The sequence below is a fragment of the Arthrobacter sp. TJ-238 genome (assembly GCF_058269215.1).
The window spans coordinates 85,031-109,233 of record NZ_JBZCNH010000003.1; the positions used below are offsets into that span (position 1 = coordinate 85,031).

Annotated in this window: 27 protein-coding genes; 12 read left to right on the plus strand and 15 right to left on the minus strand. The window is 67.7% G+C overall.

Features of this window, described 5'->3' with window-relative positions; genetic code table 11:
• Nucleotides 1-184 precede the first annotated feature (184 nt).
• The 3 genes from AC4D2O_RS06500 to AC4D2O_RS06510 form a co-directional block, all read right to left on the minus strand.
• Nucleotides 185-1,264: a tRNA (adenine-N1)-methyltransferase gene (locus AC4D2O_RS06500; RefSeq protein WP_490905996.1), complete on the minus strand. Its 1,080-nt coding sequence runs from the start codon at nt 1,262-1,264 to the stop codon at nt 185-187.
• A 129-nt stretch (nt 1,265-1,393) separates the two neighbouring features.
• On the minus strand, nt 1,394-2,548 hold the full coding sequence (locus AC4D2O_RS06505) for a site-2 protease family protein (RefSeq protein ID WP_490905997.1): 1,155 nt from the start codon (nt 2,546-2,548) through the stop codon (nt 1,394-1,396).
• Nucleotides 2,541-3,371 (minus strand): HAD family hydrolase, encoded by an 831-nt coding sequence (locus tag AC4D2O_RS06510; protein ID WP_490905998.1) that lies wholly within the window; start codon nt 3,369-3,371, stop codon nt 2,541-2,543. The genes AC4D2O_RS06505 and AC4D2O_RS06510 overlap by 8 nt, the downstream gene beginning before the upstream one ends.
• Before the next feature lie 105 nt (nt 3,372-3,476).
• Between AC4D2O_RS06510 and AC4D2O_RS06515 the strand changes: the two genes are divergently transcribed.
• Together AC4D2O_RS06515 and AC4D2O_RS06520 are read left to right on the plus strand one after the other, a co-directional pair.
• Entirely contained in the window at nt 3,477-4,367 is an 891-nt protein-coding gene (locus AC4D2O_RS06515; protein WP_490905999.1) for a PAC2 family protein, read from the plus strand.
• A gap of 146 nt (nt 4,368-4,513) precedes the next feature.
• The gene (locus tag AC4D2O_RS06520; RefSeq protein ID WP_490906000.1) at nt 4,514-4,777 is read left to right on the plus strand and encodes a hypothetical protein; all 264 of its coding nucleotides are present in this window, start codon (nt 4,514-4,516) and stop codon (nt 4,775-4,777) included.
• Between the two features lie 80 nt (nt 4,778-4,857).
• Here the strand turns inward: AC4D2O_RS06520 and mshC are convergent, their stop codons facing one another.
• Entirely contained in the window at nt 4,858-6,159 is a 1,302-nt protein-coding gene (gene mshC, locus AC4D2O_RS06525) for a cysteine--1-D-myo-inosityl 2-amino-2-deoxy-alpha-D-glucopyranoside ligase (protein WP_490906001.1), read from the minus strand.
• Between the two features lie 23 nt (nt 6,160-6,182).
• Complete coding sequence (locus AC4D2O_RS06530) at nt 6,183-7,007, minus strand: undecaprenyl-diphosphate phosphatase (protein WP_490906002.1); 825 nt, start codon at nt 7,005-7,007, stop codon at nt 6,183-6,185.
• Between the two features lie 50 nt (nt 7,008-7,057).
• On the opposite strand from AC4D2O_RS06530, the gene AC4D2O_RS06535 reads away from it, so the two are divergent.
• Nucleotides 7,058-7,990 carry an aldo/keto reductase gene (locus tag AC4D2O_RS06535; RefSeq protein WP_490906003.1) on the plus strand — a complete coding sequence of 311 codons (933 nt, stop codon included), beginning with the start codon at nt 7,058-7,060 and terminating at the stop codon, nt 7,988-7,990.
• A 53-nt stretch (nt 7,991-8,043) separates the two neighbouring features.
• On the opposite strand, the gene AC4D2O_RS06540 is transcribed toward AC4D2O_RS06535, so the two are convergent.
• On the minus strand, nt 8,044-8,343 hold the full coding sequence (locus AC4D2O_RS06540; RefSeq protein ID WP_490906004.1) for a hypothetical protein: 300 nt from the start codon (nt 8,341-8,343) through the stop codon (nt 8,044-8,046).
• Nucleotides 8,344-8,384: 41 nt separating this feature from the next.
• Here AC4D2O_RS06540 and AC4D2O_RS06545 point away from each other — a divergent pair, with 41 nt between their 5' ends.
• Nucleotides 8,385-8,618, plus strand: coding sequence for a DUF5703 family protein (locus AC4D2O_RS06545; RefSeq protein ID WP_104051116.1), 234 nt, complete (start codon nt 8,385-8,387; stop codon nt 8,616-8,618).
• A 47-nt stretch (nt 8,619-8,665) separates the two neighbouring features.
• On the opposite strand, the gene AC4D2O_RS06550 is transcribed toward AC4D2O_RS06545, so the two are convergent.
• The 3 genes from AC4D2O_RS06550 to AC4D2O_RS06560 all read right to left on the minus strand — a co-directional run bounded on the left by AC4D2O_RS06550 (nt 8,666) and on the right by AC4D2O_RS06560 (nt 11,969).
• Nucleotides 8,666-9,829, minus strand: a complete 1,164-nt coding sequence (locus AC4D2O_RS06550) for an acyl-CoA dehydrogenase family protein (RefSeq protein WP_490906005.1) — start codon at nt 9,827-9,829, stop codon at nt 8,666-8,668.
• 10 nt (nt 9,830-9,839) lie between these two features.
• Nucleotides 9,840-11,141: a M20/M25/M40 family metallo-hydrolase gene (locus AC4D2O_RS06555; RefSeq protein WP_490906006.1), complete on the minus strand. Its 1,302-nt coding sequence runs from the start codon at nt 11,139-11,141 to the stop codon at nt 9,840-9,842.
• A 99-nt stretch (nt 11,142-11,240) separates the two neighbouring features.
• On the minus strand, nt 11,241-11,969 hold the full coding sequence (locus AC4D2O_RS06560) for a TetR/AcrR family transcriptional regulator (protein WP_490906007.1): 729 nt from the start codon (nt 11,967-11,969) through the stop codon (nt 11,241-11,243).
• A gap of 138 nt (nt 11,970-12,107) precedes the next feature.
• On the opposite strand from AC4D2O_RS06560, the gene AC4D2O_RS06565 reads away from it, so the two are divergent.
• Nucleotides 12,108-13,058, plus strand: a complete 951-nt coding sequence (locus AC4D2O_RS06565; RefSeq protein WP_490906008.1) for an NAD-dependent epimerase/dehydratase family protein — start codon at nt 12,108-12,110, stop codon at nt 13,056-13,058.
• A 111-nt stretch (nt 13,059-13,169) separates the two neighbouring features.
• Here AC4D2O_RS06565 and AC4D2O_RS06570 read toward each other — a convergent pair whose 3' ends face one another.
• Nucleotides 13,170-13,508, minus strand: a complete 339-nt coding sequence (locus tag AC4D2O_RS06570) for a hypothetical protein (protein WP_490906009.1) — start codon at nt 13,506-13,508, stop codon at nt 13,170-13,172.
• Between the two features lie 44 nt (nt 13,509-13,552).
• On the opposite strand from AC4D2O_RS06570, the gene AC4D2O_RS06575 reads away from it, so the two are divergent.
• Nucleotides 13,553-13,879: an HAD family hydrolase gene (locus tag AC4D2O_RS06575; protein ID WP_490906010.1), complete on the plus strand. Its 327-nt coding sequence runs from the start codon at nt 13,553-13,555 to the stop codon at nt 13,877-13,879.
• A 156-nt stretch (nt 13,880-14,035) separates the two neighbouring features.
• The gene (locus AC4D2O_RS06580) at nt 14,036-14,203 is read left to right on the plus strand and encodes a hypothetical protein (protein ID WP_490906011.1); all 168 of its coding nucleotides are present in this window, start codon (nt 14,036-14,038) and stop codon (nt 14,201-14,203) included.
• 508 nt (nt 14,204-14,711) lie between these two features.
• Here AC4D2O_RS06580 and cls read toward each other — a convergent pair.
• Complete coding sequence (gene cls / locus AC4D2O_RS06585; RefSeq protein WP_490906012.1) at nt 14,712-16,196, minus strand: cardiolipin synthase; 1,485 nt, start codon at nt 16,194-16,196, stop codon at nt 14,712-14,714.
• Between the two features lie 793 nt (nt 16,197-16,989).
• Here cls and AC4D2O_RS06590 point away from each other — a divergent pair.
• Nucleotides 16,990-17,409 carry a hypothetical protein gene (locus AC4D2O_RS06590; protein WP_490906013.1) on the plus strand — a complete coding sequence of 140 codons (420 nt, stop codon included), beginning with the start codon at nt 16,990-16,992 and terminating at the stop codon, nt 17,407-17,409.
• Nucleotides 17,410-17,687: 278 nt separating this feature from the next.
• Nucleotides 17,688-18,347: an ion channel gene (locus tag AC4D2O_RS06595; RefSeq protein WP_490906014.1), complete on the plus strand. Its 660-nt coding sequence runs from the start codon at nt 17,688-17,690 to the stop codon at nt 18,345-18,347.
• Between the two features lie 266 nt (nt 18,348-18,613).
• Here AC4D2O_RS06595 and AC4D2O_RS06600 read toward each other — a convergent pair whose 3' ends face one another.
• A complete protein-coding gene (locus AC4D2O_RS06600; protein ID WP_490906015.1) occupies nt 18,614-18,931 on the minus strand; it encodes a DUF3040 domain-containing protein in 318 nt (105 codons plus the stop codon).
• A 59-nt stretch (nt 18,932-18,990) separates the two neighbouring features.
• Nucleotides 18,991-19,731 carry an alpha/beta fold hydrolase gene (locus AC4D2O_RS06605; protein ID WP_490906016.1) on the minus strand — a complete coding sequence of 247 codons (741 nt, stop codon included), beginning with the start codon at nt 19,729-19,731 and terminating at the stop codon, nt 18,991-18,993.
• Between the two features lie 879 nt (nt 19,732-20,610).
• On the opposite strand from AC4D2O_RS06605, the gene AC4D2O_RS06610 reads away from it, so the two are divergent.
• Nucleotides 20,611-21,093, plus strand: a complete 483-nt coding sequence (locus AC4D2O_RS06610) for a hypothetical protein (RefSeq protein ID WP_490906017.1) — start codon at nt 20,611-20,613, stop codon at nt 21,091-21,093.
• A 27-nt stretch (nt 21,094-21,120) separates the two neighbouring features.
• On the opposite strand, the gene AC4D2O_RS06615 is transcribed toward AC4D2O_RS06610, so the two are convergent.
• Nucleotides 21,121-22,428, minus strand: a complete 1,308-nt coding sequence (locus AC4D2O_RS06615) for an ion channel protein (protein WP_490906018.1) — start codon at nt 22,426-22,428, stop codon at nt 21,121-21,123.
• A 7-nt stretch (nt 22,429-22,435) separates the two neighbouring features.
• Nucleotides 22,436-22,636: a hypothetical protein gene (locus tag AC4D2O_RS06620; RefSeq protein ID WP_490906019.1), complete on the minus strand. Its 201-nt coding sequence runs from the start codon at nt 22,634-22,636 to the stop codon at nt 22,436-22,438.
• 183 nt (nt 22,637-22,819) lie between these two features.
• On the opposite strand from AC4D2O_RS06620, the gene AC4D2O_RS06625 reads away from it, so the two are divergent.
• Complete coding sequence (locus AC4D2O_RS06625; RefSeq protein WP_490906020.1) at nt 22,820-22,954, plus strand: hypothetical protein; 135 nt, start codon at nt 22,820-22,822, stop codon at nt 22,952-22,954.
• Nucleotides 22,955-23,407: 453 nt separating this feature from the next.
• Complete coding sequence (locus AC4D2O_RS06630; RefSeq protein WP_490906021.1) at nt 23,408-24,193, plus strand: phospholipase D-like domain-containing protein; 786 nt, start codon at nt 23,408-23,410, stop codon at nt 24,191-24,193.
• The last annotated feature ends 10 nt before the right edge of the window (nt 24,194-24,203 follow it).

Consider the following 24,203-nt stretch of genomic DNA (forward strand, 5'->3'; position numbering starts at 1 on the left):
AGCCGGGCCCCCGGTCTGCCGAGTTCCGTCCGGAGTCTTCCGATGCAATGTCATCCCGCAGTCGACCCGCAGTCGATCCCGCTGTCGTTCCCGCTGTCGATACTGCATCAAGGACTGCATCGGCGTGGGGCGCACGCGGTGAGACCGACCCGTTGTCCGCGGCGCCCCCGCGACCTGCCCGCGCCTACTCGACGGAACCGCCGTCGGCGATCGCGTCGCGCCGGGCCTGGGCCTCCTCCGGGGGCAGGGACCCGCGCTGGATGGTGGATGCCGCGTCGCGGGCCACCCGGCGGAGGCGCTTGTCGGAGACGTCGCGCTCCCCCACGGCCTGGGGCGTCCAGGCATTGAGGTCCTCCTCGCTGAACCCGGTCTTCGAGGGCCTGCGCTTCGGGGTGAAGCCCGTGGCGCCGGGGGCGAGTCTGCGCGTGGTGATGAGAAACCCCGTGTGCGCGACCATGCGGTGGTCGGGGCGGACGGCGAGGCCCTCGAGGTGCCAGCCGCGCACCATGGACTCCCACCCCTCGGGTTCGGTGAAGCGGCCGTCCGCACGGATGGCTTCGGCCGTCCGGGACAGCTGCGTGACGGTGGCCACATAGCTGATCCACACGCCGCCGGGGGCGAGGACCGTGGCGACGGCGTCCAGGCACTCCCACGGGGCCAGCATGTCGAGCACCACCCGGTCCACGGTGCCCGCTTCCTCGTGCTCCAGCACCTGCTCCTGGAAATCGCCGAGCGTGATCTGCCAGGCCGGGTGGGGTCCGCCGAAGATCGTCTCCACGTTGCCGCGGGCGATGTCCGCGAACTCCTCACGACGCTCGAACGAATGGAGGGAGCCGGCGTCGCCGACGGCCCGCAGGAGCGAGATGGAGAGGGCGCCGGAGCCGACGCCGGCTTCGACGACGCGCGCGCCGGGGTAGATGTCGGCCATGGTCACGATCTGTCCGGCGTCCTTCGGGTACACCACGGCCGCGCCGCGCGGCATGGACAGCACGAAGTCGGACAGGAGGGGCCGCAACGCCTGGTAGAGCTGCCCGGTGGTGTTCTCCAGGATGGTGCCTTCGGTGGCGCCGATGAGGGTGTCGTGCTGCAGGAATCCCTTGTGCGTGTGGAACGCGCCGCCGGGCGTCAGGGTGATCGTGTTCATCCGCCCCTTCTCGTCGGTCAGCTGCACCCGCTCCCCCGCCCGGAACGGGCCACGCCGGGCCGCCGCTCCGTGCGGTGTGGAAGGGGTCTCGGGGGCGGGTGACGTGGGGACGGTGCTCATGGAGGTCCTTCGGCAGGGGCCGGCGGAACCGGCGTGAACAGGCGGTGGGGCGAACGGGTGGGGGGGCGAACGGTGGAAGCAGGTCGGAACGGGGCGTGGAGTCTGTGGTTCGGGGGTGCCGGGCTGCCGTCAGGGACCGGGGGTGCCCTTTCCGGTGATGGCCTGGACGACGGTCCGCTGGTGCAGGAGTCCGGTGACGGCGCCCTGCCGGTTGATGACGGCGTACTCGTTGCCCTCGAGCCGCGCGAGGAACTGGACGAGCTCCTGCCCCTCCGCCGACTCGGGGACGTAGGCGCCTGCGGCGAGGCGCCGCGCAGCCGCGTCGACCGGCGTCGTGCCAGCGGCTTCCTCGGGGACGGCGAGCAGCGCGGCTTCGTCGACGACGGCCTCCGGAATTCCCGAGGCGGCGGTGATGACCACGGCGGCACCGGGGTTCTCGCGCAGCAGGCGGCGGGCAGCGGCGATGCTCGTGCCCGCGGGCAGCCCGATGGCGCGCTGCTGCAGCCGTCCGGCGCTGATCGCAGGCAGGCGCAGGCGCATGCGCGCGTTCTCGATGGCCGCCGACGCGCCCAGCCAGAGGAAGGCGCCCATGACGACGGCGATCACGATGACCGTGAGGTCCGGCAGCAGCCCGCGGACCAGCGGGATCCCGACCACGACGCCGAGGAGGAGGATCACGATGATACGGCCGGCCCAGCCGGCCGCCACCGTCCCCTTCTCCTGGCTCCCGGTGGCCTTCCAGACCGCGCTCTCCACGAGGCGGCCGCCGTCGAGCGGAAGGCCCGGCAGCACGTTGAAGAGAGCGACCAGGAGGTTCGCCCACACGAGGATCGTGATCAGCAGGTAGGCGACCGACCCGGGATTCATGGCCTGCAGGGCACCCCAGCCGATCGCCGCGAGGACGAAGTTGGCCGCCGGGCCGGCGAGGGCCACGAGGAGCGACCGCCCGGGTGAGGCGTTGAAGCTCGCGAACTGCGTGTGGCCGCCCCAGAGGTTGAGCACGATGCGCGTGGTGGGCCACCCAAAGGCGCGCGCCGTGAGGGCGTGTGCGAGCTCGTGGAGGAGCACCGAGGCGGCGAGGAGCAGGGCGTAGCCCAGGGCGACGGCGTACGCGCCGGCCCCGATCCCGGGGAAGGCATCGGCGACGCGGGGTCCGAACACCACCACGATGAAGAGGGTGATGATGAACCAGGACCAGGCCAGGACGACGGGGATACCGGCGATCCGGCCGAGGGACAGGCCGGGCCTCGGCTCGGTCCGGACCGGCTGCTCAGCGTCACTCATGCGCCGCCACTCCCCCCTCGCGCAGGTCGCCTCGTCCGGTGTCCGTCCCGGCGTCGTGCCCGGCGTCGGTCCCGGCCATGGGGGGCAGGAGCGCCGCGAGATCGGCCGCCGTGCGGCCGGCCAGGGTGTCCCAGTCGGTGCGGCGGTCATCGGGGGGCAGGGGGACGAAGTGCGGGACCGCGAGCGTGACGAGCCCCGCGGCGAGCGCGGACGTCACTCCCGGCAGTGAGTCCTCGACGGCGACCACGCGGTCCTTGCTCAGGCCCGGGTGGTCGGCGGCGAGCAGGTCGAATCCGAGCTGGTAGGCCTCGGGGTCGGGCTTGCCGGCGCTCACCCGGTCGCCCGTCACGAGGTGCTGGAAGGTGCCCTCGGGGAGTCGGGAGGCGACGGCCGTGGCGAGCAGGGTCTCGGACATGGTCACCATCGCACACGGGATGCCCTCCTCGCGGAGCGCGGCCAGGAGTTCCCTGGCCCCGGGGCGCCACGGGACGTCGGCGCGCACGTCCGCCGCCACCCGCTCGGTGAGGTGCTCGATGATGGCGCGGATGCCCAGCGCCACCCCTGCCTCCTGGAGGCGCCCTGCGGAGTACTCGAGCGCCTGGCCCACGAGCGCCGTGGCCTGCTCGGTGGTCCACGTCCCGCCGTGCGACTCGACGAGGTCCTTCTCGGCCCTGATCCAGTATGGCTCCGTGTCGACGATCGTCCCGTCCATGTCCCACAGCACGCCCTGAAGCCCGTGGAGGTTCCCTCCGGGGGCCCGGCCGTCGCCGTCGGGGTCCGTGCGGGACAGGGTGCGGACAGTGCCGGTGGGGTGGTAGGCCATACCTTCAAGTCTACGGTGGAGCCCCGGGAGGGCCGTACGTCAGCTGTGCGCGTAGCGGCTGAAGCCTGCCTGACATGCCCGCGCGCCGGGGTTTAGGGTGAGAGCGTGGACAGCTTCGAAGAGAACCAGCCCAACGGCATACAGGACATCTTCCAGGATGCCGGCGAACCCGAGCGACGGACCACGATCCTGCTCGCCGCGTTCGAGGGCTGGAACGACGCCGGCGAGGCCGCCAGCGATGCGCTGAAGTACATGGGCCGGTTCTTCGGCAGCGAGCGGATCTCGACGATCGACGCCGACGAGTTCTACGACTTCCAGTTCACGCGCCCCATGATCAAGCGCAACTCCACGGGCCAGCGCCGGATCAAGTGGCCCAACACCCGCATCAGCAAGACGGTGGTCCCTGATTCCAATGTGGATCTGATCCTCGTCAACGGCGTCGAGCCGTCGTACAAGTGGCGTGCGTACACTGCCGAACTGGTCGCGCTCGCCAAGGAGCTGAGCGTGGACTGCATCGTCCTCGTGGGTGCCCTGCTCGCGGATGTGCCGCATTCCCGTCCCATCCCCGTGACCGTGACCTCGGACGACGACCTCGTGCGCGAGAGCCTGGACGTGGAACCCTCCACCTATGAGGGGCCGATCGGGATCGTGGGCGTCCTGGCGGAGATGGGGCTGCTCGCGGACATCCCCACGATGTCGCTCTGGGCGGCCGTCCCCCACTACGTGGGGCAGTCGCCCTCCCCGAAGGCGCAGCTCGCCCTGCTCAACAAGCTGGAGGAGATCCTGCAGATCACGGTGGACACCCACGTCCTGACGGAGGAGTCGGAAGCCTGGGAACGCGGCGTCGACGAGCTCGCCACCGAGGACCCGGAGGTGGCCGCCTACGTGCGCCAGCTCGAGGAGGCGAAGGACACGGTGGACCTGCCGGAGGCGAGCGGCGAATCGATCGCCCGCGAGTTCGAGCGCTACCTGAAGAAGCGCCGCCGCGAGCAGTGAGTCCGAACCGCCAGGCGCGCCGGATGCAGGTGGCGCGAGCGGCGGAGCGGAGTAGAGTCGCGGCAGGGCGCGCGGAAGAACCGCCGCGCCAGCATCCACCCGCCCCGCGCCGGGATCCGTGCCGGCCGGGCTGATCGGAGGCCCCCGTGTCACAGCAGCCATACGAGCACCCGTCCGGTACCGGACCGCTTCCCCCGGAGGCGGGCAAGGCGAGGACGGCGTCCCTCGTCCTGGGCATCGTCGGGATCTTCTTCCTCGGCATCGTCCTCGGGCCGCTCGCCATCATGCAGGCCAACAAGGCCGAGCGCCTCGGCGAGCGTTCCAGCGCCGGGCGCGTCCTCGGCTGGATCGCGACGATCTTCGGCGTGGCCGCGCTGGTGTTCGGCGTCCTGAGGGTCGTGCTCCAGTAGTCCTGGAGCGGCGGGCACCCGGGGACGACCCGTCCGGGCCGGACACGGTCCCGCCCGGACGTCCCTGGGGAGCCGTCCGGCTAGAGCCGGACGCCGAGCAGGGCGTCGACGACGTCGGCCAGGCCGCGCCGCGTTTCCCCGTCGGCGGCGACCTCCGCGGGCCCCCCGCGGGCGGCCCGCCGGTGGATCTCCGCCGCCCGGGCGTCCACTGCGGCCAGGGCGGACGGCGCGTCGAGATCGGCCGCCAGGTGTGCCCGGATCTGTTCGCGAACGGCGTCGACGTCGTCCTGCGTCGCCCCGCCGACGGCCGCACGCCAGGTGGCGAGGCGGTCGATGGCCCGGCCCAGGACGCCGTCGGTCCATGCCCAGTCCCCGCGGTAGTGGTGCGCCAGGATGGCGAGACGGATGGCCGCGGGGTCGATGCCGGAGCGGCGCAGCACGGAGACGAGCACGAGATTCCCGCGGGACTTGCTCATCTTCCCGCCGTCGTAGCCCACCATGCCTGCGTGGGCGTAGTGCCGGGCGAGCGGGGTGCCGGCGGCCGCCCAGGCGTGGGAGGCGCTCATCTCGTGGTGGGGGAACACGAGGTCGGAGCCGCCGCCCTGCACGGTGAAGGGGGACGGGAGGAAGCGCTGGGCGATCACCGAGCACTCGATGTGCCAGCCGGGCCGGCCGTCGCCCAGCGACCCGCCGGGCCAGCTGGGCTCGCCCTGGCGGGCGGCCCGCCAGAGGAGAGGATCGAGGGCGTTGCGCTTCCCGGGGCGGGCCGGGTCGCCGCCGCGCTCCGCCGAGAGCTCGAGCATCGTGCCGCCGTCCAGGTGCGAGACCTGGCCGAGGAACCAGCGGGCCTCATCGGCCTCGTCGAGGGTGGCGCAGGCGTCCAGGGAGAAGTAGACGTCACCGTCGGGCTCGCCGTCCATGCCGGGGACGGAGTAGGCCAGGCCGCGTGCCACGAGGTCCTCGACGACGGGGACGATCCAGTCGATCGACTCGACCGCTCCGACGTACTGCTCCGGCGGCAGCACGTTCAGGGCTTCCATGTCCTCGCGGAAGAGGGCGATCTGGCCTGCGGCGAGGTCGCGCCAGTCCACCCCGGTGGCTGTCGCACGTTCGAGGAGGGGGTCGTCGACGTCGGTGACGTTCTGGACGTAGTGCACGGTGGACCCGGCATCACGCCAGGTCCTGTTGAGCAGGTCGAAGGCCACGTAGGTGGCCGCATGGCCGAGATGGGTCGCGTCATAGGGGGTGATGCCGCAGACGTAGAGGCTCTGCTCGGGACGTCTGGGAAGGAGTGCCGGCTCCTGGCGGGCGGTGTCGAACAGGGTGATGTCCGACTGGGTGCCATCGAGTTCTGGGACAGGAGTCGAGTTCCACGCAATCACACGTTCTACCTTACGGCCCGGCGTCAGGCGCTGATGACGCCGAGTCCGAGCAGCACGTAGAGCGCGAGACCGAGCAGGATGCGGTACCAGACGAAGAGCCCGTAGCCGCGGGTCGTGACGTACCGGAGGAACCAGCCGATGATCGCGAAGCCGACGAGGAACGCGACCACCGTGGCCAGGGCCGTCTCCGGCAGGGAGTACGGCCCGGCCTCGTCGTAGCTCTTCACGAGCTGGTACACACCGCTGCCGAACACGGCGGGGATGGCGAGGAGGAACGAGTAGCGGGCCGCCGCCTCACGGGTGTAGCCCATCAGCAGGCCGGCCGTGATGGTCCCGCCCGAGCGCGACACGCCCGGGACGAGGGCCAGTGCCTGCGCCAGTCCGTACAGGATGCCGTGCCGGTATGTGAGGCTCTGGAGGTCGCGTGTCTGGCGTCCGACGTGGTCGGCGACGGCGAGGAACAGCCCGAACACGATCAGCATGGTCGCCACGAGCCACATGCTGCGGAACGTGCTCTCGATCTGGTCCTGGAAGAGGAGCCCGAGCAGCACGATCGGCACGCTGCCGAGGATGACCAGCCAGCCCATGCGGACATCCGGGTGGTTCCGCGGGACCCTGCCCGCGAGGGCGCCGAACCAGGCCCTGATGATCCGGACGATGTCCCGCCAGAAGAAGACGACGACGGCGGTCTCCGTCCCCAGCTGGGTGATCGCCGTGAACGCCGCGCCCGGGTCCTGCGCGTTCGGCAGGAGCTCGCCGACGATGCGCAGGTGCGCACTCGAGGAGATGGGCAGGAATTCGGTGAGACCCTGGACGAACCCCAGGACGACTGCTTCTATCCAATGCACCCTTACGACCCTAAGCCATCCGGCCGGGCTCAGGCTTTAGGCTTGGCTCCATGCAACGGCGAAACGTGGGAGCGAGCGGCCTGACCGTCTCGGCGCTGGGACTCGGCACCATGACCTGGGGGCAGGAAGTCAGCGAGGAGGCCGCCCGCGAGCAGCTCCGCCTCTTCACCGACGCCGGGGGCACGCTCGTGGAGACCGCGGCCCGCTACGGCGAGGGCCAGGCCGAGGCGATGCTGGGCGGCTTCATCGGCGACACCGTGGCGCGCTCGGAGCTCGTGCTGGTGGTGCAGGGCGGCACGACGCGCTCGGGCAGCCGGCGCCTCGACAGCTCACGCCGGGGACTGCTGGACTCGCTCGACGCATCCCTGTCGCTGCTCGGCACGGACCACGTCGACGTGTGGCTCTCGCCCTCCCCCGATGCGTCCGTTCCGCTGGAGGAGACCCTGAGCGCGCTCGACGTCGCCTACGCCAGCGGCCGCGCACGCTACGTGGGCGTCTCCAACTACGCGGGCTGGGAGTTCGCTCGGGCGGCGGCGACGGCGTCGTTCCCGCTGCTGGTGAACGACGTCGAGTACTCGCTCGTCAGCCGTGGTGCCGAGCGCGACGTCCTGCCGGCCGCGGAGGCAGTCGGTGCTGCGATCCTGGCGTGGGGTCCGCTGGGTCGGGGCGTCCTCACCGGCAAGTACCGCGGCAGGATCCCGTCGGAGTCCCGTGGCGCGTCCGATGTGTGGGCTCCCTACGTGGAGCCGTACCTCACGGGGAAACCGCAGCGCATCACGGAGGCGCTGTGCACGGCGTCGAGGGGCCTCGACCTGCAGCCGCACGAACTCGCGCTGCGATGGCTCCTCCACCGGCCCGGCGTCGCCGCCGCGATCGTGGGCGCGCGGACCCCGCAGCAACTCAAGGAGATCCTGCAGACGAGCGGCGCCCCGGTGGCCGAGCCCATCGCGGAAGTCCTGGATGAGGTCTCCGCCCTGCTCTGACGCCCCTGCTCCGGAACGTGGTGCCGTTCCGCCCGGCGACGAATCCGGTCCGGTCAGTTCTCCACTTCGGCATCGACCAGATCGGAGGCGTAATCGGAGTCCTCGTCATCAGGATCCTCGTCGGAGTCCTCATCGGAATCCTCCTCGTCGGTGTCCTCGTAGATCTCGAGCGGGGTCACCTCACCGAAGGCGTCGTAGAGGGCTTCCTCGTAGACCTCGAAGGCATCCGCGATCCCGAGGTACGCCGCTTCCACCGCGGGATCGTTGTCGTCCCGCGGTGACGCCGCGGCCGCCAAGTGCTCTTCGAGGGCCGTCACGAGGGACTGGAGCGCGACACGCGGATCTATGCTCATGGCCTAGACGTTATCGGTAAAGTGATCAGAATTGGAGGGATATGCGAGAACATTTTCTGAATGCCACCGCCGTCCGCGAGCGCGATTACGGGCGGCAGTACGAGTACCTCGTACTCACCGTGAGCGCAGGCGAACCCCTGCCCGCGGCCCGCAAACTGCTCACCGAGCACGCCGAGTACGGCAAGTGGGAACTCGAGCGCAGCTGCATCTATATGGGCGGCGGCAGGCGGTACTGGCTGCGGCGCAAAGTCCTCCGGGTCGAACGCACGGCGTAGCGCCGCACCGGCAGGACGCCTCCACATCGGGACGCGGGTGGGCCGACTCAGCCCGAGGGCGGCCCGAGGAGGGCCGTGGCCACCGTGGCCCGGGCCGATTCCTCGGTGGAGGGATGGAACTGCCCGGCGAGGGCGTCGCGGTGCAGCCGCACCGCTTCCGACGACGCCGAGAAACCCGATCCGCCACCCACGTGTAGCGCAGTCCTCGTCGCAGCGACCGCCGCCTCCACCGCGTGGGTCTTCAGGGTCACGAGGCGGGAGAACCACGCCGGCCCTTCATCGACCCTGGCGTCCAGGTCCTGCACCACGCCGCGAAGCTGCGCCTCGGCCGCGGTGCGCTGCATCGCTGCGGCCGCGAGCGTGCTCCGGAGGACCGGATCGTCGGACAGCGGGCGATCGGCGACCATGCTCCGCCGCCGGCTCAGCGCCTGCGCCGAGAGGTCGAGTGCCCGGTCCGCGATCCCGAGGTACACCGCGGCGATGAGGGTCTCGAACGCCGCGAAGATCCCGAACACCAGGAGGTCGGCGTTCGGTCCCACCGGGACGCGCCGGAACACGGCATCGGCCGGCACGCGGACGCCGGAGAGCCGCGTCGTGTGGGACTGCGTGGCGCGCATGCCGAGCGGATCCCAGTCCTCGACGATCTCCACCCCGGGCGTCCCGCGGGGCACGAAGGCATGGAGGATCACGTCGTCGCCGTCGCGTCCGTCCAGCTTGCCGAAGATCCCGAGGCGGGTCCACACCGGCGACAGGCTCGTGAAGACCTTGGTGCCGGTGAAGCTGTACGCGCCGTCGGGCAGACGGTCCACGCGGGTCAGCGAGTCGAACAGGACGGCGTCATTGCCGGGCTCCGAGACACCGAAGGCGAACACCTCGCCCCGCCCGGCCTCGTCGAGAACCGATTCCAGCGACGCGTCGCCGCGGTCCCCGAGCAGGCCCGCGACCGCCGTCCACACCAGGTGCATGTTGATGCCGAGGGCCGTCGCGGGAGCGGCCGCGGCGAGCCGGCGCTGGGCGGCCGCGGCGCCGGCCATGCCGCCTGCGTCCCCCGGCCGCGTGTCCGCCAGGATGCGGAGGTAGCCCGCCTCCCGGAGGTCGGCGAAGTCCTCCGCGAAAAACGTGTTCGCCGCGTCGTAACCGGCCGCGCGTGCCCGGAAGCGTTCCAGCAGGTCCGCGGGCAGCAGTCCGCCCGCATCCGTCGTCGCCGTCATGCCCATCCGCTCAGTAGGTCGTCAGCAGTCGGGAGAGCACCTTGGCGCCGAAGCGCAGGGAATCCGTCGGCACGCGTTCGTCGACGCCGTGGAACATGCCCGTGAAGTCGAGCTCGTCGGGCAGCTGCAGGGGCGCGAAGCCGTAGCCGGTGATGCCCAGGCGGCTCAGCGACTTGTTGTCCGTGCCGCCCGAGAGCGTGTAGGGCAGCACCTTCGCCCCGGGGTCCTCCGCCTGCAGGGCATCGATCATCGAGTCGACCAGGTTGCCGGCGAACGGCACCTCGAGCGAGGTGTCCTTGTGCTCGTAGCTCACGTCCACTCCCTCGCCGGCGAGCCCGCGGATGATCTCCAGGACCTGGTCCTGCTGACCCGGCAGCGTGCGCACGTCGATCAGCGCTTCGGCCGTACCGGGGATGACGTTGTGCTTGTAGCCGCCCTTCAGGACGGTCGGGTTGGCGGTGTTCTGCAGGGTCGCCCCGACGAAGCGCGCCACGGTCCCCAGTTCCTTGAGGATGATGTCGGGGTTGTCCGGATCGAATTCGACGCCGGTGAGCTCGGTGACGCCGTCGAGGAACTGGCGCGTGGTGGGCGTCAGCTCGATGGGCCAGGAGTGCTCACCGATCCGGGTGACGGCGCGGGCCAGCGCGGTCACGGCGTTGTCGGTGTTGATCTGCGACCCGTGGCCCGCGCGGCCGTGGGCGACGAGGCGCAGCCAGGAGATACCCTTCTCCGCGGTCTGCAGCAGATACGTCCGCTGGCCCCCGATGGTCGCGGAGAAGCCGCCGACCTCGGAGATGGCCTCCGTGGCGCCCTCGAACACCTCCGGCTTGTTGTCGACGAGCCAGGACGCCCCGTACGCACCGCCTGCCTCCTCGTCGGCGAAGAACCCGAAGATGAGGTCGCGCTGCGGCTTGACGCCGTCCCGCTGCATCGACCGCAGGACGGACAGGATCATGGCGTCCATGTCCTTCATGTCGACGGCCCCGCGGCCCCAGATCAGGCCGTCCTTCTCCTCGCCGCCGAACGGGTCGACCGTCCAGTCCTCCTTCTGCGCCGGCACCACGTCGAGGTGGCCGTGGACCACGAGTGCGGGCAGCGACGGGTCGGAGCCTTCCATGCGCGCGACGACGGACGTGCGGCCCGGGGCGGACTCGAAGAGCTGCGTGGAGAGCCCGACCTCCTCGATCAGGCCCGCCGTGTACTCGGCGGCCCGGCGCTCCCCCGGACCCACGCTGTCCCCGAAGTTCGAGGTATCGATCCGGATCAGTTCCTGGCAGATCCTGACAACTTCATCGTCGGGTGAGATGCCCACGTGGTCCTCCTGGGTTGCGGTTTCTCCCAGCCTACTGAGGTTCGTGCCCAGCGCGCGCGGTTGCGTGCCACGAGCCGTGGCTACGGCAGCACGAACGGTTCAGGCTCTCGTGCGGGCACCCCGGCCGCTTTCGGTACCGGCGCTGAAACCCAGCTGCACCGCGAGGCGCTCGACCGTGTGGTCGTGGAGAGCGTCCAGGTCGGTGAAGGTATCAGCACCGTACTGCCCGAACACCTCGAAGGAGATGGCGCCGAACAGGGCCGACCACGCCTGCACGGTGGCTGCAACCACCCCGTCCGGGACCGACAGCGACAACTGGTCGCGGATGGCCTGGTAGTCCGCGGCGAGCGCGCCCGGCGCCGTGCGGTCGCCGCCCTCGAGTTCCCCGGCCCGCCAGGCGTCGTCCATGACATGCGCGAAGAGCGTGATGACGCGGGTCCCCTGCGCCGTCGTGCGCTCCGCAGGGGCCGCGTACCCCGGCACCGGACTGCCGTAGAGCAGCGCCCAGCGGGACGGCTCCCGCACCGCCCAGGCGCGGGAGGCGTGGGCGAGGGCGGAGAACCGGTCGACCCCGGCGGATCCGGCCGCTCCGACAGCGGCCTCCACCTCGTCCCCGAGCTCCGTGTAGGCATCGACCACGAGGAGGGTCAGGAGGTCGTCGCGGTTCGCCACGTACCGGTACACCGCCGAGGACACGACGCCGAGTTCCCGTGCGACGGCCCGGAGGGAGAGCGCTGCGGCACCGACCTCGGCGAGGTGGCGGCGGCCTATACGGGTGATGTCGTCGAGTGTCTGCTCACGGGCGCGCTGTCGTGGTGTTCCTGGCATGTCTTCACTCTCGCATCAATTCGAGAGCATCACCAACATTAGAGAGCACTGCTCTTGACGGTGGATCGAGAACGGTGCATCCTCAACATGAGAGCACTGCTCTTGCTTGTGGATCACCCCTCCCAGAAAGGCAACATCATGACCCTGTATGTCGTCACCGGAGCAGGACCCGTCGGCTGGACTCTCGCCGAGCAGCTGGCCGAACGTGGGGACGCCGTGCGCATCCTCACCAGGAGCGGAAGCGGCCCGGAACACCCGCTCATCGAGAAGCGGAGCGTCGACGTGTCGGATGCTGCAGCGCTCACAGCCGCCGTGACCGGGGCCGCAGCCGTGTTCCACTGCATCCACGGCAGCGCCTACTCCGCGGCGGCATGGAGACGCGAGCTGCCCGCGGCCGAGGGGGTGGTCCTCGAGGCCGCCGGCCGGCAGGGCGCCGTCGTCGTCTTCCCCGAGAGCCTCTACTCCTACACCCGCCCCGAGGAGGTGATGACCGAGGTTTCGGAGCGGGCCGCGGAAGCGGGCAAGCGCGGCGTGCGTGCGTCGCTCCTCGCGGCCCGGGCGGCGTCGGTGACGCACACCGTCTCCGTCGTCGCCTCCGACTTCTATGGTCCCAGGGTCCGCATGGCGCACGCCGGGGAGCGGATGGTCCCGTCGGTGCTGAAGGGCACGCAGATCCGGCTGATCGGAGATCCTGACGCCCCCCACTCGTTCACCTACGTGCCCGATCTCGCCGCCGCCATGATCGCGGCGGCCGGCCTGCCGCGGACACCGGACCGCCTGCTGCATGCCCCGACCCTTCCGGCGCTGACACAGCGCCTCCTCGTCAGGGCCTTCGCCGCAGCGGCCGGTGTCAGCGCCCCCAGGCTCACCGGCACATCAGGCGGGGTCGTCCGAGCACTCGGCGTCGTGATGCCGTCCATGCGCGAGATCGGGGAACTGGCCTACCAGTTCGACCGGCCGTTCGTCATGGACTCCACCGCATCGGAGCAGCTGCTCGGCCTCTCGCCGACACCCCTCGTGACGGCCGCCGGCGAGACCGTCCGATGGTGGCAGGCAGACCTGGCCGCGCCGTCACCCGCCCGGACCTGATCCGACTGCACCGCATCCCAGCTCCCCGGCGAACCCCGAACCGTCACAGCCCACCCGACAAGCCTTCCTCCCACCTCGAGCAATGCCTCCACGAGTTCTCCCTCCCTGCCGTCATGCCTGCAGCGTGGAGTCCGGGTGGGGTGGTGCCTCGCCGGGCGATCTCCTCCTGGGTTTCGTCATCCGCAATGGGTGATGCGTGAGCGTGCGGTCGACTTTAGCGTGGCCCGCATGAGCGATGCACTGGCGAGTTGGAACGATGGCGCGGCGAGGCAGGCGATCGTCGCGTTCGTCGAGTGAGCGGTGTCGGATGTGCCGGTCGAGCAGCGCGTGGCGGTGTTCGACAACGACGGAACCCTGTGGTGCGAGAAGCCGCTCCCGATTCAGGCCGACTTCATTCTTCGTCGGCTGTTCGCGATGGCGCAAGCCGACCCTCGGTTGCGTGATCGTCAATCCTGGAAGGCTGCGTATGAACGCGACGACGGTTGGCTGGGCAGGTGCTGGCCGAGCACTACGCGGGCGATGAGACCAACGTGCGCACACTGCTGGGCGGTGTGCTTGCAGCGTTCGCCGGGATCACCGTCACCGACTTCGAGGCGAAGTCCGACACGTTCCTGCGGACAGCGCGGCATCCGACGCTCGACCGCTCGTACCTGAAGTGCGCGTATGTGCCGATGATCGAGCTGCTTGCGTACCTCGAAGCCAACGGTTTCTCGAACTACATCGCTTCGGGCGGCGGGCGTCACTTTATGCGGCCCATCAGCCAGGAGGTCTACGGCATCCCGCGCGAGCGCGTCATCGGGAGCGCAACCGCGCTGGAATAAATCGCCGACGAGGACGGCGGCACGATCACCTGCAGGCCCGAGGCCGACTACCTCGACGATGGCCCCCAGAAGCCCATCCGCATCTGGAGCCGCGTCGGCCGCCGACCATTGCTTGCCGCGGGCAACTCGAACGGTCACATCCCCGTGCTCGATTACATGCAGCACCAGGACATGCCATTCCTCCGGCTGCTCGTGCACCACGACGACGCCGACCGCGAATTCGGCTACGCCGCCGGCGCGGAGCGGGCGCTGGAGCGCGCGGACACAGCCGCCTGGACGGTGATCAGCATCAGGCGCGACTGGTCCGCCGTCTTCCCGGCCTAGGTAGGTGGCGACGGGAGCCAGTTCGGCGTCGATCCTCTACACATCCTGATGAAGGTCCGTGCCGATGCGGTGCCGGCCGGGTGAGCTTGCGGCTACCGAAGTCACCCTCAAACGATGATGAGTTGCCCTGCTGCAGGGGCGAGCGTACGAGCCACGCCGGAACAAGTCGGCGACGCGCAGGAAAGGGACCCTGACGGCAACTCTCTCAGTGTGGAAGATCAGTGACGTCGACGGAGCTCAGCAGGCCGAATGCGTCCTACCGGACCCGCTCGGGAGTCGATCGGCGCGTTGCGTCATCTCCTCGCCCGCGACCTGGAGTTCTAGTGGCTGAAGATCGCCCCGGTGAATGCGATTGGGCGTCAGCCGTTGTCGGCTTAAATGCTCTCGCCGGTCTGCTGTCGTCCGACAGGCGCGGACCAAGGCGCCGATTGGGGCCGGACCAGTCGCGATCCATCAGCGTCTCGCCTTCGGCCCCCTCCTACGAGGGTGATGTTCCGCCCTCGTAGTGCTATTGCAGTGCCGACGTCAGCCGTGCGACACCGTCGAGGGAGGTCGAAGAAAGCGGTTCCTGTGCCCATTCTTCGCGGGTCAATTCGCTTGAGACTGATCGATAGTGCTCCTCGACTTCGCGCATCTGTTGCACGAAGACGCGTCCGCGCACCACGAGCGACACTTCGAGATTCAGGCTGAAGGAACGGATGTCCATGTTGCTGGATCCGATGACCGCGATGTCGTCGTCGATCGACAGGTGCTTCGCATGCAGGATGTACGGCGCCGGGTAGCGGAAGATCCGTACCCCGGCATCGAGGAGATCGCCGTAGTAGGAACGCTGGGCATGGAGGACCGGACCTTGATCGCCGATCTCTGAGACGAAGAGTTGGACGTCGAGGCCGCGCTGGCAGGCGGACGTGATGGCGTACATCATCGCCTCGTCGGGTACGAAGTACGGGCTCGTGATAATCGCTCGTTTCGATGCCCCGTACAGCAGGGACAGGAAGAGGTGCAGGTTGTTCTCGGTATCGTAGGACGGCCCGCTTGGCACCACCTGGCATTCGATCGCATCCGGGGACCGGTTGAAGGTGGTCGTACGAATGGGCAGATTCGCTCTGGGCGATGCGGGGTCGAGGTGTTCCCCGGTCTCGGTCAACCAGTCGGAGTGGAACACGGCATTCAAGCATGTCACCACCGGTCCCTCGAGCCGTGTCATTAGCTCCTGCCATCGCAGACCGCGTTTGAGGTTCTTCGGGGTGTTGTAGCTGCGGTCGATCAGGTTCTGGGAGCCCATGAAGGCCACCCGCCCGTCGACCACCACAAGCTTCCGGTGGTTGCGGAGGTCGGGTCGTTGATACTTACCTTTTAGGGGCATCACCGGCAGCATGTAGCTCCACTGCACGCCGATGCGGTCGAGTTCAGCAAAGGTCTCCTTGCTGTGCGCCGCTTTGACGGAGGAGATGTGGTCGGCGAGTAAACGCACTGTTACCCCACGGCGAACGGCGGCTTCCATGGCTGCGAAGAAGCTTTTGGTCGTTTCGTCGAAGGACACGATGAAGAACTCCACGTGCACGAATTGTGAGGCAGTATCGATCTCCGCGGCCATGGAGTCCATGGACTGTCGGTAATCCGCCAGGAGAGTACCGGTGTTGCCGCCCACAATCGGGATGCCGCCGAGCAATTGGTTCTGCCGGGTGGAATTGGCGAACCACTCTGGCCAGCTGTCCCGTTGCGGGGTGAGATCCAGTCCTTCTGCAGCGGCAGCGATCAGAGCGGTGATCCGCGTCTGTTCCGCACGGCGTCGCTTCGGGAGTTTGGTCGAGCCGATGACGAGGTAGAGTACCACGCCAATGAGCGGGAGTAGCGCGATGGCCAGAAGCCAAGCCATTGCCGCGGTGGGCTTGCGCCGCCTGGGGATGATGATGAGCGCGATGATGCAAACAGCAAGGTGTGCGAACACCCCGATGATCCACGCAAGGTTCGTGCTGAGTACCGGATCCATCTGTCTGCCCTCACGTGGTCCGTCTTGGGGTATCACCGTTCAGGGATCATGGCTCACGATAGGGCGATGCCCGGCCTGTTATACCACCCCAGAAGGGTGACGTGGCTGACCGCCCTGAGCGACAGCTGCCACGTTGGAAGATCCGAGTGCTCCGGTAGGTGCATAGACAGGTATCAGTTGTCGATTTCTGATAGTCGTTCGGGAAGTAGTCACGGCTCGTCGGAGTTCCCGATCGAAGCTTTGCTTTCTCGGCAGAGCGCTATTGGGCAAGACAGGGCAGATATTCCTTTATCGAGGACCTATCCCACCTGCAGAATGTTCTGCGAAGAGCGGAAGAGGCGACTCACACGCCAAGAACGCAGTCGACTACAAGAGGCGATCGATGCTGCGAAAACGTGAGTTCGGTGGAACGCACTCGTAGCGACTTCCGCCCCACGATATGCGTCGCTTGTCAGTTGCTCCCGGGTTTTCATCCGGAAAAGGTGAGGTCGGCACCGCTCGGCGGACCAACACTTGCTGCAGCGGCCGTCCGCCGGTCAGTGAGGCCGGCAGACGTCAGCGATACGGGCGTAGACCTACGAGGGAGCTTCCAGTGTCAAAATCACACCATCTTCTTGCCGGCCTCTCCGCGACGGGAATAGCGGTCATGGCGCTGACGGGCTGCGGTTCCGATGCGCCAAGCAGTACGCCGAGCAGCACTGAAAGTCCGAGCACCAGCAGCAGTCCAAGCTCCAGCAGCAGCCCGAGCACCAGCAGCAGCCCGAGCACCAGCAGCAGGCAGAATCAGGCCGACGTGGAACGCCTCTGTGAGACTGCTACGGCCTTTGACGGCACGGTGACCGATTTCGTGACGATCCTTACCCCCGAGGTCAGGATCGAGCAACTCCGGGAGGGTCGGGATGAGGTTGTAACGACCTACACCGAGATGGAGAGGGCTGCGGCGGACGTCGCCGCGGACCGCCTCGCCGACGTCACTGCTGCTGAAAAAGAACTCGAGAAAGCCGTCGAGGACATCCTGATCAGGCCACGGTGCGTCAGGCGGTCGATTCACTCCGAGATGAAGCATCCGAGCTTCGGGCTGCCATCGGTGGGCTCGTCGAGGAGGTCGAGTGCCCGGGCAGTCGGGCGGGATTACGTTCACGAAGCGCTGCGTTCTCAGCCTCGAGTTCTTCGATACGCCGCAGCAGGTCGGAATGCGCTGAATCCGCCATAGGTTCCTCCATCGAGAGGCCGGTCACCGCAAGCCTGCGGCTGCACTGCCCTATTAAGATCACCCGAAAAGCATGAGATATGAGCGATAGCACCACCTGCCTAAAACGCCGGCGATACCCTGTCGTTGACCGTTGGTGAGTTCCGATGGATGACGGAAATGGACCTTTCCACGAACGCACGCGGCATTGAGGACCAGTCGGATGCCCGGAGCCCCGCGTTCGAGCCGGACGGGTTCGTTGCTGACCCCCCAGCGGCGCGGACGTCCAGCGGCGGTCACCGATGAAGCCCCGCCGCTCCATCTGGCTGTCGGGCTACTGGATAGTGCTTGTGCTCCTGGCACTCTCCTACACCTTCTGCGCGATCCAGGGTTCGCAGTATCCGAGCGTCTTCGCCCTGTTGTGGCAACTCGGCACCGTCGCCGCCACGCTCAAGGTCGCTGAGGTCAGTGCGCGAGCCCGGTACACCGGATGGGTGGCACTGGCGGTGACCGGGCTGGCTCTGGTGGTGGTGTTGACCGAGGGCCTCGAAGGACGGCTGCTCAACGTGTTGCTCACATCGGCATCACTGGTGGCTTATCTCCTCGCGCCGGCGATCATCATTTCCCACCAGTTAGGACGAAAGCAGGTCGACGGCCAGACGCTGCTTGCTTCCATCGCTGCGTACATCATGGTCGGCATGATCTTCACCTTCGTCTACAACCTGATCGGGCTCACGACCACAGAACCCTTGTTCGGCGTCGGTAACAACGATTCGCTGAGCAGCCAACTGTTCTTCTCCTTCACCACGCTGACCACGACGGGCTACGGCAATCTGGTTCCGGTCGGGGCCCTTGTCCAGAGCGTCGCCATCGCAGAGGCGATCACGGGTCAGCTGTTCCTCGTGATAGCGGTCGCGGGAGTCGTCTCCGCCTGGCGGCCACCGGCGCGGGGCTCAGCGTGATAGCCAGTCGGCGCTCACCGGACCAGAGGCTGACCGATGGAGCGGAGGACCTAGGTCAACGAGTCGATCGCGACCGCGATTGTCAGGATCAGAGGAACATCCTCGGCCCTCACCTCGATCGAGAAGCGATCCCGGATCCCCACCAAGCTGCTATGAGTGCCGTTCGTCGGCGACCAGCCTCCCTATACGCGCTTCGAACGGCGCTCGATCGCCCCCACCAATTGCATTGACACGACTACTCAGCCGCGGCTGCAACGTGAAAAGCATCAAGGAGTCTCGGGCTTCTCGGCGTCCATCATGCACGCATTCGTGTTGAGCCAGGATAGGAATCGGTGTCCTGTGAAGAGAATCGTGGCAGCACCTGCAGCAAGAGCCAGAACGCTCAGGATCGCAAGGGTTGTGAGAACTCCAGCCACGAAAAATACGATGGACACGAGCAGGAGGACTATTTCTCGAACCCATGAGGTGCGCGTATCTGCCGTGAACCAGGGCGCAACATATCCTACGTCCATCGACGAATCACTGTGGTCGAATTGCTGTTCCAAAACGGCCAAAGCATGCCGTTCGCGTCTCGTCAGCGACATAGCGAACACCTTTCTTGTGGTGATATGCCTTCCCAGAGCGTTTCAGCTCAGGGCTCGTCTCACGGGTGGGGGGTTCCACGGTGAATCTCGTAGGAGCGCGAGTGGCCAGGCTCATCAGGATTGTCGATGATCGGTTGATTCGACATGAACTGGCTGATGACGTGAGCCAGCTCGCCCGGATTGCTGAAGTTGATAGCGTGCGCTGCCCCTCCGATGATGACGATAAGGACGTTGTTGTTCGTGCGGCTCGCGATCTCGCGGACCCGGGCGGGGCTCGGCATCAGCGGATCTCGGTCACCGATGACGACAAGGGTTGGGATCTTCAGGGCCAGTAGCCGATCGAGTGTCGGGTATTGAGTGAGAGCACGGAACATTCGGAGAGTGCTGGGGATACCGAATCTGAGATAGTCCGGGACGGCCACGCGCATCATCCCGACCGGCTCGCGTGTACCATCGCGAGCAAGTTGCTGCATGGCGCGTCGTAACGGCTGATTATGCAGTCCCCCGGCCGGCGAGACGAGGACAGCCCGCTCCACGCGTTCAGGATGACGGTAGGCGAACTCGCAGATGATCGGACAACCCATCGAGTTGCCGACGAGTGTGGCCGATGCGATGTGACGATCGTCGAGGAACCTGACAGCCGCGTCAGCGAGACCGGGTATGTCGAGCGGCACGGTCGGCTTCCCGCTGCGTCCGAATCCTGGGAGGTCAGGAACCACGGTGTGGAACTCGTCGCGGAGACGTTCCGCCGTCGGCAGTAAGTACCGGCCTGAGAGGCCGAAGCCGTGCACGTGCATCATGGCGGTCCTAGCGGTCCGGGTATCGGGCGCGGCGCTTGATTCCCGGTAGAAGACATCGACTCCGTCGATCCGCGTCCAACGTTCTGCCAACGTTGAGGCCGCCCGCCTGGGCAGCCGGCGCGCTCTGCCTTGAAACCCAGGTAGACCCGGCCCGCTGGTCGTCACGTCGACTCCGACCGGTCATCAGACGGCCACATCGTCTCGCGCAGTCGGAATCGCTGTCCCCTGAGTGCGTCAGGTTGTCTTCGTACGGGTCGCTCTTGTAGTAGTCGCATGCCAGACCGTAGACCCACATCGTCGCCTGGTGCTTCACCCGAAACGGATGATCGCGGCCAAGCACCAACCGGCCGCCGGACCTAGAGGCTCAGTGCGGGACAGCAGGCGGACAGCCACAGCAGGAGCGCGTTCACCACGAGAATGAAAAGCCGGACGTCAGGGGGTTGATGAGTAGCGCCAGCAGCCGGACCACAGAGCCCCCGTGTGTGTCTTCGTAGGTCCGGCGACGCTCGGAAAACCGGAGGACCAGTTTGCGCGCTTCCTTGCTTGCTCGTGGTGATCGGTTCATCAACAATGGCACAACCCTAGGAACTAGAGCTTCCTGGTCTATAGAAGTGATGGTCAACCTTCGGCACTCACCAAAAGGAACGTGTCTTACGGTCCTTATAGCGCGGGATAGGGCATCGCGTCGGCCCCGGTCGAGAGGGCCGGCTCATCCTTCGGAGATGCGGACAACGCACGGGCGCGCCGCGAGGATGAGGGCGAGCACCCGGGACATCCGCACCGCCTACCGGAAGCGGCCCGCCGTGACCGTGCCGTTGAATGAACCCGAACCCGACCGCGAGGAGGTCCTCCCGGCCCATCGCCGTCGTGGCCGTGGGCATGAGCATCGCCGTCTGGTGGTCCTCCTTCACCCTCGGCGCCTGGGGGGTGCTGTTCTTCGAACAGATCCTGGGTGTGTGGGCTGCCGCGACGGCAGCGCTCTTGGTCGTCCTCATACGGTGCCACGACGATCCCCATCGGGTCGCCAAGGCGGCGGCCCTGTCGGTCCCCACGCTGTGGCTGGTGCTCGCCATCTTCCTCCGGGGCGACCGCGGCTTTCTCGGACCGGTGATTGACACTCTTGGCGGTACAGTCGCCATCCTCGGATTCCCCGCCACCGTCTGGGTTCTGGCGCGGATCGTCTTGCCCGAGTTCGGGGACGACCTACCTCTGACCTGGCGCTTCATCGTCGTTGCAGCCGAGATGGCCATCGCCGCCACGTGTTTCGTGTTGGGCCGGAACCACGCCGCGTTTTTGACATGCAAGGACTTCACCATCAGCGGTAATTCGGAGCCGCCGGGCTGCGTCCGGGAAACGCCCTGATCGGTAGCGTTCGATCGGTTGCCAGTCCTACTGCGGCGCGACCGGTGCGTCCTTGCCCTCGCCGGGTGTCTTCGTGTGGATCAGCATCTCGGGTGCCCGGGACACGAGGAGCCAAGCCGGCAGGATCGCGACGCAGAGGACGGGGAGTATGGTGGGGTCCCCGACCACCACGACGGCGATGAACAGGGCGATCCAGCCGTCGCGCGCGACGGGCAGCACGACGCCGAGGATCCCGCAGGCCAGCGCCAGTCCGAGCGGGATCGACGGGAAAAGCGCGCAGGCCACCAGGCCCGCCGCGGTGCCGATGAACACCGCCGGGAAGATGCGGCCACCCCGGAAGCCCGCGGCGGCGGCCACGACGAGTGCTGCGAGTTTCACCGCGATGATGAGGCCCAGGTCCAGGCCAGAGTAGTCGGCCTGGTTGCGCATCAGCTCCCCCATCTGGTCGGCGCCCTTGAAGAGGGTCACGGAACCGCCGAAGACCCCGAGAACACCCAGGACCACCCCTCCGAGAGCGATGTAGACCGCGGGATTCCTCAGTCCGTGGAAGAAGCGGTGCGCGTGCGGGAACGCGTAGACGGCGCCGAGCCCAATGAGCGTGGCTCCGACGGTGACACCTATTCCGGCCACCAGGTCGGCGGCACCGGGGATGCCGAGCGTCGGAAATCCGGCATCGGGAAGTTGGGGACCGTCGAGCCACCGCATCGTGATGGTCCCCGCCCCTGCGGCGACCAGCGGGATGAAGAGGCGGTCCCAGAGCGCTCCCCCGCCCGCGAATCCGGCAACGACGCCCGTGAAGACGAGTGCTGCCGCGACCGGCGTCCCGAAGAGCGCGCCGATGGTACCCGCGGCGGTGACCATGACCACGAGGTCGACGCCGATGCCCGGCCACAGCCGGCTCACGAGCGCCACGAGGATGGCCGTGTTGAACGCGATGATGGGGATCTCCGGCCCGAGGCTGACGCCCCCTGCCAGGCCGATCACCGTGACCGCCAGCAGGCTCGGGATGGCGGCCAGCCGCAGCGGCGGTGCGATGAGCTCTGTCGTCGCCGAGTCCGTACCTCCGTGCCCGGGAGCGAACTGCACGATCAGCCCGATCACTACACCGGTCAGAGTGAGGATTCCGAAGATCCACCACCCGGACGCCGGGTTCACGTTCCATGTGCCGGGGAGGGTCTCCCACAGCAGGTGTTCGACTGCGTGCGCGAGTTCTTCGACGGCGAACAGCCCGAGGGCGGAGACGGCGCCGACGACGATCGCGGGGAAGGCGAGGATCAGGTGGGCCCGGAACACCGGGGTCTCCCCGGCGGTGTCGGTGGCCTCGGTCCGCTTCATAGCGGCGTCACTTCTGTCCCTGCACGTGGGGCGAGGTGCACGGAGCAACCTGGTCCGTCTCGCGCGTCAGTTCAGTCAGGGCCTCGCGGGCGGCTCCCTCAATATCCGTCGCAGCAGTGACCTGTGCGGTGACCTTGCCGGCGATGTCGCGCTGGAACTCGGCGACCTGCGACCTTGGGCGGATGAGCTCCTCACTCTCGGTACTCATGGCTTCGCCGTCTCGGTGTCCGCCCCTAATGGCACAGCGGCGACGCAAGGGGTGGCTTCCGGTCGCCTCCGTTCGTCCTCCATGTGACGCTCCCTCCGGTCCCGGAACTGCGGCCCTTGAATACTCGCTGCACTCACGCGCCCAGGCCTCACCCGCGCAGGATGATCTGCGAATTTCCTCCCTGTGCAGACCGCACTGCTCGGCGGCACCATAATCGCTGCATCAGCCGTGGACCGGACCGCCATGGCGGTCGCCGAGGACCGGATGGCTGCGATCGCCGCCGCTGATCGTGAACTCGCGAAGGAGGTCCAGTGCTGAACGCCGAGTGATCCGTGAAGCGACCACTCCGAGGAGGCGGACATGGCCCCATGAAGTATCGAGAGCAGACGGAGGACGAGCACGACAGTTTGCACCACGGCCTCGACAGCGCGAACCACGGGTGCAGTCGAGCGGGCCGCCAGGCGGACCTGGAAGGTCATGGCCGCAAGGAACACCAGAGGCGACGAGTAATCGGGGCTGCATGCCACGATCGATGTGCACGAACAGCGCCGGGCGTCTGAGGTCCTACCGTCAGGTCATGGTCACCGTAGCCCTCGGACCGCCGCAGCCGGGTGATGGAGCCAATGCGACCGGTAATTCAGATCACAGGCCCGTCGCCTCTCTCATCCTTAAGGGGTGAGACCCGGGCGACGTCCCGCATAGACAATGAAAACAGCGCTTGCGTGCGGTTAGATGGGCTGCGACACGGTCGTCAGGATCCGGGGGTGCTCGGTGCTCGCATATTTCCAGGACCCGGAGAGGGCCGCCCTCCTCGTGCTGGTCATCCACCTCGTCCTGATCGCAGTGGCGGCGGTACTCCTGTCCACGAACCGCCGGCCGTCGTCCGCGATCGCCCGGGGGCGGAAAGTCCAGGTGAGGATGACGTCCGATCACCTCGCCACCCTCATGTACCCCGGGCGAAAGGAGACCCTCGAGTTCCTGCGAAGCGCCGTCGTGACGTACCACCCGATGCTGCCGCTCATACCGTTGAACGGGAAGAGGCAGCGCCCGGATCCGCGCACTCACACGAAGATCGTCGTCGACGGCGCGGTCGGGTCCATGAACTCACAGATCCTCGTGGATTCCAGCTACAACCGAGCGATCAACAGGAAACGCGGCCTCAGCTGGCGGGAACTGAGGCTCCGGGTTGAGGGGCCCATCGTGGGTGACCTCGATGCGGTCTTTGTCACCGACTGGTACAGCGAATCAGAGGAGCTGTCGGTGAAGACCTTCCCGGTCGCTGCCGGGCATGGGGCGCCACTCCTCGATGTGCAGGTGCTGCCGAGCGGGCACAGCTTCGACAGCGAGAACAACCTGAAGCTGTACACCGCGCTGATTGACAAGGCCGAGCACCGCATCAACATCATCAGCCCCTACTTCGTCCCGGACGAATCAATCCTCGTGGCCATCGCGATGGCCCCGGCTCCGGGGGCTCGACGTCGAGTTGTTCGTCTCCGCCGGCCGCGGAAGCAGAAGGCGTTCGACAACCTCGCACGGCTCACCGCGTCACTGCAGTAGAAGGAGAATC

What these genes read in the sequence shown, in the direction of transcription:
- AC4D2O_RS06620 (WP_490906019.1), bottom strand. Translation starts at nt 22,636, where the DNA reads ATGAGTACCGAGAGTGAGGAGCTCATCCGCCCAAGGTCGCAGGTCGCC.
- AC4D2O_RS06610 (WP_490906017.1), top strand. Translation starts at nt 20,611, where the DNA reads ATGAGCATCGCCGTCTGGTGGTCCTCCTTCACCCTCGGCGCCTGGGGG.
- AC4D2O_RS06605 (WP_490906016.1), bottom strand. Translation starts at nt 19,731, where the DNA reads ATGATGCACGTGCACGGCTTCGGCCTCTCAGGCCGGTACTTACTGCCG.
- AC4D2O_RS06500 (WP_490905996.1), bottom strand. Translation starts at nt 1,264, where the DNA reads ATGAGCACCGTCCCCACGTCACCCGCCCCCGAGACCCCTTCCACACCG.
- AC4D2O_RS06615 (WP_490906018.1), bottom strand. Translation starts at nt 22,428, where the DNA reads ATGAAGCGGACCGAGGCCACCGACACCGCCGGGGAGACCCCGGTGTTC.
- AC4D2O_RS06510 (WP_490905998.1), bottom strand. Translation starts at nt 3,371, where the DNA reads ATGGCCTACCACCCCACCGGCACTGTCCGCACCCTGTCCCGCACGGAC.
- AC4D2O_RS06540 (WP_490906004.1), bottom strand. Translation starts at nt 8,343, where the DNA reads ATGAGCATAGATCCGCGTGTCGCGCTCCAGTCCCTCGTGACGGCCCTC.
- AC4D2O_RS06545 (WP_104051116.1), top strand. Translation starts at nt 8,385, where the DNA reads ATGCGAGAACATTTTCTGAATGCCACCGCCGTCCGCGAGCGCGATTAC.
- AC4D2O_RS06565 (WP_490906008.1), top strand. Translation starts at nt 12,108, where the DNA reads ATGACCCTGTATGTCGTCACCGGAGCAGGACCCGTCGGCTGGACTCTC.
- AC4D2O_RS06560 (WP_490906007.1), bottom strand. Translation starts at nt 11,969, where the DNA reads ATGCCAGGAACACCACGACAGCGCGCCCGTGAGCAGACACTCGACGAC.
- AC4D2O_RS06535 (WP_490906003.1), top strand. Translation starts at nt 7,058, where the DNA reads ATGCAACGGCGAAACGTGGGAGCGAGCGGCCTGACCGTCTCGGCGCTG.
- AC4D2O_RS06600 (WP_490906015.1), bottom strand. Translation starts at nt 18,931, where the DNA reads ATGTCGCTGACGAGACGCGAACGGCATGCTTTGGCCGTTTTGGAACAG.
- cls (WP_490906012.1), bottom strand. Translation starts at nt 16,196, where the DNA reads ATGGATCCGGTACTCAGCACGAACCTTGCGTGGATCATCGGGGTGTTC.
- AC4D2O_RS06505 (WP_490905997.1), bottom strand. Translation starts at nt 2,548, where the DNA reads ATGAGTGACGCTGAGCAGCCGGTCCGGACCGAGCCGAGGCCCGGCCTG.
- AC4D2O_RS06580 (WP_490906011.1), top strand. Translation starts at nt 14,036, where the DNA reads ATGCAGCACCAGGACATGCCATTCCTCCGGCTGCTCGTGCACCACGAC.
- AC4D2O_RS06595 (WP_490906014.1), top strand. Translation starts at nt 17,688, where the DNA reads ATGAAGCCCCGCCGCTCCATCTGGCTGTCGGGCTACTGGATAGTGCTT.
- AC4D2O_RS06550 (WP_490906005.1), bottom strand. Translation starts at nt 9,829, where the DNA reads ATGACGGCGACGACGGATGCGGGCGGACTGCTGCCCGCGGACCTGCTG.